Source organism: Serratia sp. YWN4, assembly GCF_055790845.1.
In genome coordinates, this window is the sequence record NZ_CM147696.1 from 5,453,513 (window position 1) to 5,466,140 (window position 12,628).

Here is a 12,628-nt window from a genome sequence, read left to right on the forward strand (position 1 = left end):
TGCCGCTATCGGCACGCTAAAAATGATGCAGGCAGTATAGCAAAACGCCGATCGTTCGTCTTACGCAATTCCCGGTGGCAGCCCGCTCATTTCGCAGGCTTTGGCCCCCACGCGCGCCAGCGCCTGGGTGTAGCGGGCATCAAACGGATAACAGCAGGAAAGCCGCAGCCCGTTGCGATAACGCCCGCTGGGGGAATACAGCGTGCCCGGCGTCAGGCAGATCTGTTCTTCCAGCAACTGATGGAACAGGGCTACCGAATCTACCGCCAGCGGGAACTCGACCCAGAACACAAATCCCCCCGCGGGCTGCGTCGCCCGCGTGCCGCGCGGGAAATGGCGGGCGATCAGCGCCCTGGCTTCTTCCACCTGTGCGGCATAACGTTTGCGCAGGTTGCGCAAGTGATGATCGTAACCGCCCGCTTCCAGGAACATCGCCAAGGTTTCCGACAACAGCAGTGACTCTGACATAGATGAGACCGCTTTCAGCTTGTGCAACGCTTCGCTGAAGCGCCCACCGGCCACCCAACCAATGCGGAAATCCGGTGCCAGCGTTTTGGTAAAGCTGGAGCAGAACAGCACCCAGCCATCGCGATCGAACGCCTTTACCGCCGGGCTGAGCGCACTGCCAAATTGCAGTTCGGCATACAGGCCATCTTCAATCAACGGCACCTGGTGATCGTTCATCAAGCGTGCCAAGCGTTTTTTCGCCGCCAGCGGCATGATACACCCGAGCGGGTTTTGCACCGTCGGCATGGCGATCAGCGCATTGAGCCGCTTTTCCTGCAACAGCAACTCCAGCGCATCCAGCGACAGGCCGTGCTGCGGGTCGGTGGGGATCTCCAACGCTTTCAGCCCCAGGCTGGCGAGCAACGGCAGCAGGTAAAAATAGGTTGGCGATTCCAAGCCCACGCAGTCACCCGGTTTGGTGGTGGCGCGCAGCGCCAGTTGCAGCGCCTCCATACAGCCGTGCGTCAGGGTGATATCCCCTGGCTCCAGCAGCATACCCAAGGTCATTGAGCGCCGGGCAATCTGCTGGCGCAACCGCAGGCTGCCGGGTGGCAACGCGTATTGCCCAATCAGGTTTGGCTGGCGGCGCAGTTGTGAGGCGAGCATGCGCCCCAGCTTGCTGCCGGGATAAAAATCGCTGGTTTGCGGGCAGGCCAGCGACAGATTGGTAAATGCCGAGTTCTGCTGGGCGGCGAACACCGTATCGATCAATGCCAGCACATCATCCGCCGGTTTTTCTATGCGGTTACTGGGAGCCGAGGCGGTTTTCAGCGCTGGTAACGTGGCACGCACGTAGAAACCGGACTGCGGCCGCGCTTCGATCAGCCCACGGTCTTCCAACTGTCGATAAGCCGCCACCACGGTATTGATACTGACGCTGTGGGTCTGCGCACAGCGCCGTACCGAAGGCAGGCGGCTGCCGGGCAACAGGGTGCCACGGCGAATGGCTACCGCCAGCGTATCGGCCAGTTGCCGGTAACGAATGTCTGGGATCTCATCGAGCAGGGTCACAGTTTGGCTCCAGGTAATGGGTACAGTTTAAAAATAGTGAAACTGTAACCATAACAATACTGCATTTCTGGCTCTGTCACCATCCAGCCTCGGCCCTTATGCTGATAGCCAACCCGCATCCATCCCTTTTAGGAGCTTTTTATGCTGGACTCAGCCTTTGTCAGTTACGTTACCGTGATGTCGATTACCCCCGGCCCCAACAACCTGTTGCTGGCGTCGTCCGGCGTCAACTTCGGTATTCGCCGCACCTTGCCGATGTTATTTGGCATCGTGGCCGGTTGTGCCGTACAGCTCGCGTTGACCACCACGCTGCTGGCCGTGGCCCTCAGTTGGGTGGGCGCAATTCGCTTTCCGTTGGCCGTCGTCGGTTGTACCTACCTGCTGTGGCTATCGTGGAAGCTGTTCAAAGCCGCGTCACCGGATGCCAAACAGCAGGCGCAGCCGATGCGCTTTATCAATGGGGCGCTGTTTCAGGCGATCAACCCAAAAGTCTGGCTGATGGCGATTAACGTGGCGATCCTGTTCGCCCCGCGCGAAGGGGCCACGCTTAGCCAGACGCTGCTGATCATTGCCAGCTTCAGCGCAGTGAATATTCCCTGCGTACTGGTGTGGGCATTGATGGGCGATCGGCTGCGCCACGCGCTGCGCATGACCTGGAAGCTGAGATTATTTAACGCGGTGATGGCGGGATTAATGGCCACAACGGCATTGTGGCTGCTGTTTGACGAGTGGCGTATGGCCTTCGCTTAAGGCTTTTGCGCGCCGAGCGGAGAAAGGCGAGAGGGTTGTTTGGCTCCGATACCGGCCAGCAGTTCGGTCATCGACAGCACCATGGTGGAACGCACCATCTGCTGGTAACGCTGGTGCTGCATGGCAATCAGCGATTCATCCGCTTCGCCGGGTTGCAGAAAGGTCGGCACCGGCGGCAAGGCGCTGACGCAGTGAAATTCGCTGAAAGGGCCAAGGATTTCGTCATCGATAAAGCGGTATTCCGAGCCATCGTGATTCAGTTCTTCACGCATCGCCATCAGCAGTTCGGCATCTTCATATTCATGGCGTGAAATCACACCTAAGCCATACATCAGCTTGAGGCGGACCGAAAGTTCGCCCAGCGGCCCTTCGCCAGACAATAGCGGTTCTACGGCATATTTCACCGCGTAGTCGTCTTTACGGAATACCTGAACCACCAATACGTTAAGCGCTTCTGCCAGCAGATCGACCGCTGCAATCAGAAAACTGCGCACCGTTTTGCCTGCGTTCAGCTTTTCCAACACTTTATTTTCAAATGCCTGTGCTTGTTCCATCATCGCTTTTCGAATGGCGTGGGGATTGTACTTTAACACTCTATAGGCTTCATGTTCCGTTGGTGAACGGACTGCGCAGCATACACGGAGTCAGTCAAAGAGGTCGAGCATCGCCCGACCTCAAAATGGCAAATAATTAACAGATTAACGTTGCTGCATGGCGTTATACGCAGCGACCGCTTCACTCACCACGGCGCTGTCAGCCGGTAAGCCGGAAATTTGCACCAGCGCGGCCTGTGGTCCCAGCGTTGCCAGCAGTTCCACCAGCTCTTTGGCCTGGGGATCCTGCTCACTGCGATAGCTCATGGCCGCAGCAATACCCTGGATCAGATTGGCATGCGACAGGCCGTATTCCAGCGTGCCCAGCAGCGGCTTGATCAGGCGATCGCCCGAGCTCAGCTTACGCAGCGGCTGGCGGCCAACGCGCTCTACGTCATCGTGCAGATAGGGGTTTTCAAAGCGCGACAGGATTTTGTTGATGTACGCCGCGTGCTTGTCGGCCTCAAAACCGTAACGCTTGATCAGCACCGCACCGCTCTCTTCCATCGCACCTTTCACGGTTTGGCGAATCGCCGGATCGAGGATCGCATCGCGGATGGTCAGCAGATTAGCCTGCTGGCCAAGATAGGCGGTGATCGCATGGCCGGTGTTCAAAGTAAACAGCTTGCGCTCAACGAACGCCATCAGATTATCGGTCAGTTCCATACCGGCAATCGCCGGTGGTTGGCCCTTAAACTGGGTTTGATCGACAATCCATTCGCTGAAGGTTTCAACCGTCACTTCCAGCGGATCGTTACTGCCTGCTTCCGCTGGCGGCACGATGCGGTCTACGGCGGAGTCGACAAAGCCGATATGCTGCTCAACCCAGGCCTGCTCATCCTGCGGCAGTGCGTCGAACACATGCTGCTTCAGTTGGCTGGTGCCGCGTACCATGTTTTCACAGGCGATGATGTTCAGCGGCTGGGTATTGCCCTGCTGATGGCGTTTAACCAGCCCTTTGGCGATCGTCCCGGCGATTCTCGCCAGGATCTGCGGGCCAACGGCGGTGGTGACGATATCCGCGGTGGCGATCAACGCCACAACCTCTTCGCTGCCGCTGTTAACGGCGCTGACGTTGTTCACGTTCTCAACGCGCGCCTGCTCACCCACTACATGAACCTGGTAGCTTTTGCGCTTGTTCAGCTCATCCAGCACCGTCTGGTTAACGTCAGCAAAAGTCAGTTCGGCATGTGCATCAGCAAGCAGCTTGCCGATAAAACCACGGCCGATATTCCCGGCCCCGAAGTGTAATGCTTTCATAGTCCTACCTTTATTAATGGAGAAGGGTGCAGCAAGCTGCACCCTTTAAAATGATTCTGTTTTATCAGGCTTTCTTGCCGCCAAGCAGATCCAACACTTCCTGCACGCTGGTGGTATTCGCCAACCGCTCAATCACGCTGTCGTCATCCAACGCATTGGTCAGGCTGGTGATCACCTGAATATGCTCGTTGTTGCGTGCCGCGATACCAATCACCAGGCGCGCCACTTCATCTTCTTCGTCACCGAAACGCACGCCGTGCGGATACTGGCAGAACACCACGCCGGTGCGCAGCACGCGGTCTTTGGCTTCGATGGTGCCATGTGGCACGGCAATCGACTCGCCCAGATAGGTGGAAGTCAGCTTCTCACGCTCCAGCATCGCCGGAACATACTCAGGCTCAACGTAGCCGCCTTTCACCAGTTGCTCACCGGCAAAGCGTATTGCCTGCTCTTTGTCGGTGGCATGCAGATTGAGGAATACGTTGCTTTCGCTCAGTTTGAACAGGTTCTGCTCACCGGCTTCAAAGCTGTCGTCCAACGTGGCGATCACTTTCTGATCGGTTTCGCTGGTTTTGTTGGCCGCCACCAGACGCGCGGTCAGATCGTTGTACAACTGGCTGTCGAGGAAGTTGGTCAGCGAAATATGCTGGGCCTGCGGCGCATGGCGCATCGCACGCTCGGTCAGATCGCGGTGAGTAATCACCAGATCCACATCTTCCGGCAGGCTGTTAATCGCGCAGTTGGTCACGGAGATATGTTTCAGCCCGGCGTCTGCTACTTTCTTGCGCAGCACACCGGCACCCATGGCGCTGGAACCCATACCGGCGTCACAGGCTACGATGATTTTACGCACGGTGTTCAGATCGCCGTCTGCCGCTGCGTTCGCTGCTTTGCCACCTTTGGACTGTGCTTTCATGTCCTGAATGCGACGGGTCGCTTCCTCCAGGTCGTCTTCTTCTTTCACTTTCGAGGTTTTCAGCAGGAAGCCAGAAACCAGGAAGGAAACCAGGAAGGCTGCGAAGATCGCCGCCAGGTTGGCGAAGTAGGCACCTTTTGGCGTCATGGCCAGCACTGCCAGAATAGAACCTGGAGAAGCAGGGGAAACCAGGCCGCCGTTCAGCACGGTCAGGGTGAACACACCGGTCATACCGCCCAGAATAACCGCCAGAATCAGGCGTGGGTTCATCAGCACGTATGGGAAGTAAATCTCATGGATACCGCCCAGGAAGTGGATGATTGCCGCACCGCCCGCAGACTGCTTGGCACTGCCACGGCCAAAGAACATATAAGCCATCAGCACGCCCATACCCGGGCCTGGGTTGGCTTCAATCAGGAAGAAAATTGACTTACCGGCTTCGGTAGCCTGCTGGATACCCAGCGGCGAGAAGATACCGTGGTTGATGGCGTTGTTCAGGAACAGGATTTTCGCCGGTTCAACGAAGATCGAGGTCAATGGCAGTAGGTTGTTGACCACCATGATATGCACGCCAGCCGCCAGAATCTTGGACAACGCTTCGACCAATGGGCCAATGGCAAGGAAAGCGAGGATCGCCAACAGCATACCGATGATACCGGCGGAGAAGTTGTTCACCAGCATCTCAAAGCCGCTTTTGATCTTACCGTCTACCCAGCGGTCAAAATGTTTGATTGCCCAGCCACCCAGCGGGCCAACAATCATGGCGCCGAGGAACATCGGCATATCGGCCCCGACGATCACGCCCATGGTGGTGATAGCCCCCACCACACCACCGCGCTCGCCGCCCACCAGTTTACCGCCGGTGTAACCGATCAGCAGTGGCAGCAGATAGGTGATCATTGGGCCAACCAGCTTGGCTAACGTTTCGTTAGGCAACCAGCCGGTAGGAATGAATAGCGCGGTGATGATACCCCAGGCGATGAATGCGCCAATGTTGGGCATCACCATATTACTCAGGAAGCGGCCAAAGTTTTGCACTTTAACCTTGATATCTGGTGAAAACATAAAACACACCCCTATTGTTACGCGCTGACAATAAGAGCGCGTGATAATTGTTGTAACGTTCCAGCCATGTTGATGCTGTATGCGAAACGGACTCTACCACGCTCTTTTTACTGCGCGAACCTCTCGACAAATTTGTGATTCACATCACACATAAAACCCCTATGATCAGGCGTTTATAGTGATATAAGTCACATTTATCCAGTGTAAAAAAAGCACAGCAGGTTGTTAATCACACAAAACACAGGAAAAATGAGACATAAATCACATTTTTACCTCGGGTGTTTGTTCTTAAATTGTGACTTTAATCACAATTTATTTTACATACGCTAACCAGAAAATAACCAGAAAGCGCATCTTCCCTGTGGGCACGCACTCCGCCAGCCATTAACCGTGGAGCGAATGAAAGAAAACTACATTAAAAGAATTGATGGTTCGGCGGTATTCCACCTAGTTGAAGTGTAGTACAGAAGTGCAGAGGGGAAGTGTGGCAAGTCATGAGAAAAAATGGGCGTTATGTGGGTAGGCCAACACGTTGGCCCACCCACATCGTTCAATACACAGCGGCGTTTTCGCCTTATTGCATTACCGCCTGCACGGCTTTTTGTGCGTTCAGAAAATCGGGCTGCTTAGCCACCAGATTAGCCATCATGGTGTTGTACTGCGTTGCCTGCTGCTGGCTGCGGAACTGTACGCCGCCATTGTTGAAACTGACCTGATTGCCCTGCGCCTGGAGGAAATCCCCAACCTGCACCAGATCCTGCACGAAGCTGGCCGTAGTTGGAATGGCTGGCATTAAGGCATTGGCCGGTGCGGTGACAATTTTGTCATACGCCTGATTGTAAACCGCTTTCAGATCGTCCGGCTGTTTCAATGCCGCACGCGCGGTATCCGCCTGCGACTTTGCCGACTGGATCTGCTGCCCTAACAGGTTTAACGCGCCCACCGACTGCTTCAGGTTATCGCGCTTGATCATGTAATCCTGCGCGGTGTGGATCTGGTTAATCTGATCCAGCACCGGAGTCAGGCTGGCATCAACCGACTTCGACAACTGCTGGGAAAAACCGACCAAAATGGCGTAATCACCGGCATAGCTGCCGAATTTCTGTTTCTGATCTTCGCTCAGCGTCGGGATGCTCACGCCGCTGCGCATAACCGTATTCTGTAAGTAATCAACGAATGCCTTGCGTTGTTCTGGCTCTTTATCGCCGCAGGCGGTCAGTTGCATAACCACCAACAATGCCAACACCGGTGCCAACCAACGCGCGAAACCTCTGCTCTGGATCCCTACCGCCATGTGACATAACTCCTGTTTAAACGTCTCTTTTATCAGGCTCCATACCCTTTACTGCTCTCCATGCGCCTCTCCCCCTCATCTCGACCAACAGATGCTTCGGGGGCTATAAGAATAGATCAACTGAATGCGATGCGATACGCGATTCGGCTTTCTGGCTACATTGTGTTTCATTTTGCTGGGAGGGATATGGGTATGAAGGTAACAATGCCAGAGAAATAGGGCCGGATCTCTCCGGCCCTGATAGCCGCTAAAACACCAGCGCCTGCCCGTCTTTGCGGCTTTCAGTCGCTGCAATATAGAACCCTTGCGGATCGCGGATAATCGCCTGCGCCCCGCCGAAGCTGTAGGTTTGCAGCGGATCTTCCAGCACCACGTTATGGCCCATGGCCCGCAGCGCCGCCAGCGTATTACGATCCATCGAAGGCTCCACGATCACCTCACGCCCGGCGACGATCCGCCAGCGCGGTGCGTCGATCGCCGCCTGTGGGTTCTGCTTATGCAGCATAATACGCAGCGCCATCTGCAAATGCCCCTGCGCCTGCATCGGCCCGCCCATTACGCCAAACGACATCAGCGGCTGCCCGTTACCGTCCAGGGCAAATGCCGGAATAATGGTATGGAACGGGCGTTTATTACCGGCCACCACGTTCGGGTGTTGTTTATCCAAAGAAAAACCAGCGCCACGGTTTTGCAGGCTGATGCCGGTGCCCGGCACCACTACGCCTGAACCGAAGCCCATATAGTTGGACTGAATAAATGACACCATCATGCCATTTGCATCGGCGGTAGAAAGATATACCGTGCCGCTCTGCGTCGGCGCGCCAAAGGTAAAGTCACCGGCTTTTTGCGGATCGATCAGCGCCGCACGCGTTTTCAGATAGCTGTCACTCAACAGGAGTTCGGCAGGGAACTCCATGTGCTGTTCGTCAGCCACGTAACGTTCGAGATCCGCCAGCGCCAGCTTCATGGCCTCGATCGACAAATGCAGCCACGCCACGGAATCCGGCTGATAACGGCCAATATCCCACTGTTCAAGAATGCCCAACGCAATCAGCGTGGCGATCCCTTGGCCGTTAGGCGGCAACTCATGCACCGAGCCACCGGCAAACGGACGCGATATCAGCTCAACCCAATCAGCCCGATGATTTCTCAGATCGTCCATGCTCAGCGCCGCATTATGCTCGCGGGCAAAAGCCACCATCCTTTCCGCCAACTCGCCACGGTAAAACGCTTCACCCTGAGTAGCAGCAATTTTTTCCAGCGAATTAGCCTGATCCGGGTTACGGAACAGCTCACCGGCACGCGGCGGCTTGCCGTTTGGCGCGAAGCAGGCGCTAAAACCGGGCTGATCGCGCAGCTTGCTATAGCCCCGCTGCCAAAGCGCGCCGATCAACGGAGAAACCGGGAAACCGTTGCGCGCATAATCAATAGCAGGCTGCGCCAGCGTGGTGAGCGGCAGGGTCGCAAAACGTTCCGCCAACGCCACCCAGGCAGAAACCGCACCCGGCACCGTGACCGCATCCCAGCCCAGTTCCGGCATGGCTTGCCGCCCGGCAAAAGTTTCCGGTGACCAGGCCGCAGGCGCGCGGCCGGAGGCATTTAACCCGTGCAGCCGTTTGCCGTCCCAAACGATGGCAAACGCATCGCTGCCGATACCGCAACCGGTAGGTTCCACCACGGTTAAGGCGATGGCGGTGGCAATCGCCGCATCCACCGCATTGCCGCCCTGCTGCAACATACGCAACCCGGCCTGCGCCGCCAGCGGCTGCGAAGTCGCTACCGCATTCGCTCCCATCATCGGCACGCGCCAGGATGGGTAACCCTGGCTAAAATCCCATTCTCCACTCATCACTCTTCCTTTTTGTCAGTCGTTACGCGGATCGAGCGCGTCACGCAGCCCGTCACCCAGCAAATTGAAGCCCTGCACGGTGAGAAAAATGGCGATCCCTGGGAAAATCGACATCCAGGGTGCCTGTTCCAGATAACCTTTTGCCGTGTTCAGCATCGCCCCCCACGAAGGATTGGGCGGCTGCTGGCCCAGCCCGAGAAACGACAGGCTGGCTTCGGTAATAATCGCCGCAGCGATGGCCAGCGTGGCCTGCACCAGAATCGGTGACATCACGTTAGGCAACACATAGCGCAGCACAATCCAGCGGTCCGGCAGGCCGATGGCCCTTGCGCCGTCGATATACTCTTCATGGCGCACCGCCAGCACTTGACCACGCGTCAGGCGGGCGAAAATCGGCATCGCCGACAGGCCAATAGCGATCATGGCGTTACCGAGGCTGGGGCCAAGAAATGCGCCCAGCGCAATCGCCAGGATCAGGAACGGGCAAGCCAGCAGCGCTTCAATCACGCGTGAAATTACGCCATCCCAAATTCCCTGCCAGTAACCGGCGATCAGGCCCAGCGGCACACCGATCGCGATGGCGATCATCACCGAAATACAGCCCGCCAGCAGCGAAGTACGCGCCCCCCAAATCAGGCGTGAGAAGATATCCCGCCCCAGTTCGTCGGTGCCAAGCCAGTAAAGCTCCGACGGCGGCTTGCGCACCGCCAGGAAGTTGGCTTTTACCGGATCGAACGGTGCCAGCCAGGGGGCCAACAGCGCCAGCGCCACAAACAGCAGCACGATCGCCGCCCCAATCATCGCGCTTTTATTAGCGAGAAACTTCTTCAGCACCCGATTACCCGGCGCGCGCAGCGGTGCAACCGCCGCCGTGCCGGAAACCAAAACGTCACTCATGGTCAGCCTCGCATTTTCGGGTTAATCAGCACGTAGAGCACATCCGCCAGCAGGTTCAGCAGCAGAAAACCGATCGCCACTACCAGCACCACGCCTTGCACCACCGCGTAATCACGGTTGAACACCGAGTCGACAATCATCTTGCCAAAACCGGGCAGAGTGAATACCTGTTCGGTCAGCACCGCGCCCCCCAGCAGTTCGCCAAACAGCAGCGTAGTCAGGGTGACAATCGGCACCAGCGCGTTGCGAAAGGCGTGCTTGAGGATCACCCGTAGCGGCAACAGCCCTTTAGCCCGCGCGGTGCGGATATAATCGGCCTTCAAGACGGCAATCATCGAAGCGCGGGTATGGCGCATCAGCGTGGCCGCCAGACCGGTGCCCAGCACCAGCGCGGGCAGCAGCAGCGTTTTGAGATTCTGCGGAATGCTCTCACTGAGCGGCACATAGCCAGAGGCGGGAAACCACTGTAAATGCACCGAGAACAGCAGAATCAGTAAGATCCCCAGCCAGAAATGCGGCACCGAAATCCCCGAAAGCGCCACAAAGTTGGTGGTGTGATCGACCCAACTGCCCTTACGCACCGCCGCGATAATCCCCATACTGATCCCCACCAGCAGCGCCACCATCATCGCCAGCAGTGACAGTTCCATCGTCACCGGCAGTTTGCTGATAATCAGCTGTGTGACCGGCTCTTTGGTACGCAGCGAAATCCCTAAATCGCCGCGCAGCGCGTTGCTCACCCAGTAAAAATACTGCACCGGGATCGGATCATTGAGGTGATACTCTTCGCGCAGTTGCGCAATCACCTCGGGATCGCGCTCTTCGCCCGCCATCGCCAACACCGGGTCACCGGGCAGCAGCTTTTGCAGTGAGAACACCATAATGCTCACCAGCAGCAGCGTGGGAATGGCCAGCAGCAGGCGCTTGCAGATCAATTCAACCATCAGTGCTTCTCCGCTTGCCCTCAGGGCGCCATTTTCACACCGGCCAGACGCACTACGCCGTCCGGCCAGGCCTTAAAGCCTTCCAGCTTTTTATTCAGGCCAAAAATGCGTGGCTCAAAATAGAGGTAAGCAATCGGCATATCGATCTGCAACCGTTTCACCACTTGGTCATACAGCGCCTGACGCGCCGCCTGATCGTTGGTCTGGCGCGCCTGCGTCAACCATTCATCGACCTGCGGATTGCTGTAGCGACCGTCGTTAAGCGTGCCCTTGCTGTGAACAAACGAGAACATGTTGCCATCGGGATCTGGCCGCCCTGACCAGCCAGACAGGCTGAGCTGGTATTCCCCGCGCTGCTGGCGATCGAGCAAGGTGGCAAACTCGTTCATCTGCAAGTTCAGGTTAAAACCGGCTTCGCCAACCATCGCCTGAAGCACTTGGCCCACCTGCTGTGAGATAGAGTCATTGGTCACCAGCAGCGTAACGTTGAGCGGCGGCGTCACCCCCGCCGCCGCCAGCAGCGCTTTGGCTTTCTCTACATCACGCGGAGCAACCGGCAGCTTGACGTGGTAAGGGCTGACGGTGGAAATCCCCTGATTGGATGGGGTAGCCAGCCCTTCAAACACGACCTGATTGAGCGCATCGCGATCGATCGCCAGCGAGAAGGCCTCGCGCACCCGCGCATCTTTGGCGAACAGGTTGTTGGCATCGACCTTGCCGTTGCCAATGTTAAAGGTAATGCCCTGATAACCCAGGCCGGTCACCTTGGCTAAACGCAGTTTCGGGTCGGCTTCCACGGTTTTAACATCGCTGGCGGCAATGCGTTCTGTCAGATCGAGATCGCCAGAGCGCAGGTTCGCTAAGCGCACCGATGCGTCAGGGATTGGCAGGAACACCACCTTATCGAAGTGGTAGGCAGACTTATTCCAGTAGTTTTCAAAGCGCTTGAGTACGATGCGATCCTGCTGCACGCGGCTGTCAAACTGGTAAGGGCCAGAGCACACGGGCTGCGTGGCGAAATCCGCTTTGGCAGCGGCTTTGGGTGCCAGCATCGCTCCAGCGCGATCGGTCAGTTGGCTGAGCAGCGCCGCGTCGGCGGTTTTCAGGTGAAACACCACCTGATACGGCCCGGTGACGTCGACGGACTCAATGGACGAGATTTCGCTTTTGCGCAGCGATCCCGGCAGCGTTAATGCTCGTTCGATATTGAATTTCACCGCCTGAGCGTCGAATGCTTCACCGTCGTGGAACGTCACGCCCTGCCGCAGATTCATGGTAAGGGTCTTGCCCTCATCGCTCCATGCCCAGTCGGTAGCCAGACCCGGAACAATCTTCATGTGCTCGTCAATATCCACCAGCCGATCGCACATTGCCGCAAACACAAAGCGGCCATAATAGGTACGCGCCAAATGCGGATCCAGCATGTCTGGATCGGCCCCCAAGCCAATGCGTATCGTGCTTTCTGCCTGTGCCTGCACGCTGGTGCCTGTCAGCAGCAGGCCACCGAGCGCACTCAATACAATATGACGTCCTTTCATCGCT

10 protein-coding genes are annotated in these 12,628 nt (G+C 57.0%); 1 reads left to right on the plus strand and 9 read right to left on the minus strand.

From position 1 onward, the window contains the following. Nucleotides 1-60 precede the first annotated feature (60 nt). A complete protein-coding gene (locus ACX9GT_RS25060) occupies nt 61-1,518 on the minus strand; it encodes an aminotransferase-like domain-containing protein (protein WP_473189201.1) in 1,458 nt (485 codons plus the stop codon). 141 nt (nt 1,519-1,659) lie between these two features. Here ACX9GT_RS25060 and ACX9GT_RS25065 point away from each other — a divergent pair, with 141 nt between their 5' ends. Beyond that, on the plus strand, nt 1,660-2,268 hold the full coding sequence (locus ACX9GT_RS25065; protein ID WP_473189202.1) for a LysE family translocator: 609 nt from the start codon (nt 1,660-1,662) through the stop codon (nt 2,266-2,268). Here ACX9GT_RS25065 and ACX9GT_RS25070 read toward each other — a convergent pair. The 8 genes from ACX9GT_RS25070 to ACX9GT_RS25105 all read right to left on the minus strand — a co-directional run bounded on the left by ACX9GT_RS25070 (nt 2,265) and on the right by ACX9GT_RS25105 (nt 12,624). After that, the gene (locus tag ACX9GT_RS25070; RefSeq protein WP_473189203.1) at nt 2,265-2,825 is read right to left on the minus strand and encodes an MltR family transcriptional regulator; all 561 of its coding nucleotides are present in this window, start codon (nt 2,823-2,825) and stop codon (nt 2,265-2,267) included. The two genes, ACX9GT_RS25065 and ACX9GT_RS25070, sit on opposite strands and share 4 nt — an antisense overlap. Nucleotides 2,826-2,966: 141 nt before the next feature. After that, the gene (locus ACX9GT_RS25075) at nt 2,967-4,121 is read right to left on the minus strand and encodes a mannitol-1-phosphate 5-dehydrogenase (protein WP_473189204.1); all 1,155 of its coding nucleotides are present in this window, start codon (nt 4,119-4,121) and stop codon (nt 2,967-2,969) included. Nucleotides 4,122-4,185: 64 nt separating this feature from the next. Further along, entirely contained in the window at nt 4,186-6,102 is a 1,917-nt protein-coding gene (locus tag ACX9GT_RS25080; protein ID WP_473189205.1) for a PTS mannitol transporter subunit IICBA, read from the minus strand. A gap of 574 nt (nt 6,103-6,676) precedes the next feature. After that, a complete protein-coding gene (locus ACX9GT_RS25085) occupies nt 6,677-7,396 on the minus strand; it encodes a DUF3053 domain-containing protein (RefSeq protein ID WP_473189206.1) in 720 nt (239 codons plus the stop codon). 247 nt (nt 7,397-7,643) lie between these two features. Continuing rightward, entirely contained in the window at nt 7,644-9,245 is a 1,602-nt protein-coding gene (locus tag ACX9GT_RS25090) for a gamma-glutamyltransferase family protein (protein ID WP_473189207.1), read from the minus strand. A gap of 15 nt (nt 9,246-9,260) precedes the next feature. After that, nucleotides 9,261-10,142, minus strand: coding sequence for an ABC transporter permease (locus ACX9GT_RS25095; RefSeq protein ID WP_473189208.1), 882 nt, complete (start codon nt 10,140-10,142; stop codon nt 9,261-9,263). A gap of 2 nt (nt 10,143-10,144) precedes the next feature. Next, nucleotides 10,145-11,086: an ABC transporter permease gene (locus ACX9GT_RS25100; RefSeq protein WP_473189209.1), complete on the minus strand. Its 942-nt coding sequence runs from the start codon at nt 11,084-11,086 to the stop codon at nt 10,145-10,147. A 20-nt stretch (nt 11,087-11,106) separates the two neighbouring features. Further along, nucleotides 11,107-12,624, minus strand: coding sequence for an ABC transporter substrate-binding protein (locus tag ACX9GT_RS25105; RefSeq protein WP_473189210.1), 1,518 nt, complete (start codon nt 12,622-12,624; stop codon nt 11,107-11,109). Nucleotides 12,625-12,628: the final 4 nt, after the last annotated feature.

What these genes read in the sequence shown, in the direction of transcription:
- ACX9GT_RS25065 (WP_473189202.1), top strand. Translation starts at nt 1,660, where the DNA reads ATGCTGGACTCAGCCTTTGTCAGTTACGTTACCGTGATGTCGATTACC.
- ACX9GT_RS25070 (WP_473189203.1), bottom strand. Translation starts at nt 2,825, where the DNA reads ATGATGGAACAAGCACAGGCATTTGAAAATAAAGTGTTGGAAAAGCTG.
- ACX9GT_RS25075 (WP_473189204.1), bottom strand. Translation starts at nt 4,121, where the DNA reads ATGAAAGCATTACACTTCGGGGCCGGGAATATCGGCCGTGGTTTTATC.
- ACX9GT_RS25080 (WP_473189205.1), bottom strand. Translation starts at nt 6,102, where the DNA reads ATGTTTTCACCAGATATCAAGGTTAAAGTGCAAAACTTTGGCCGCTTC.
- ACX9GT_RS25085 (WP_473189206.1), bottom strand. Translation starts at nt 7,396, where the DNA reads ATGGCGGTAGGGATCCAGAGCAGAGGTTTCGCGCGTTGGTTGGCACCG.
- ACX9GT_RS25090 (WP_473189207.1), bottom strand. Translation starts at nt 9,245, where the DNA reads ATGAGTGGAGAATGGGATTTTAGCCAGGGTTACCCATCCTGGCGCGTG.
- ACX9GT_RS25095 (WP_473189208.1), bottom strand. Translation starts at nt 10,142, where the DNA reads ATGAGTGACGTTTTGGTTTCCGGCACGGCGGCGGTTGCACCGCTGCGC.
- ACX9GT_RS25100 (WP_473189209.1), bottom strand. Translation starts at nt 11,086, where the DNA reads ATGGTTGAATTGATCTGCAAGCGCCTGCTGCTGGCCATTCCCACGCTG.
- ACX9GT_RS25105 (WP_473189210.1), bottom strand. Translation starts at nt 12,624, where the DNA reads ATGAAAGGACGTCATATTGTATTGAGTGCGCTCGGTGGCCTGCTGCTG.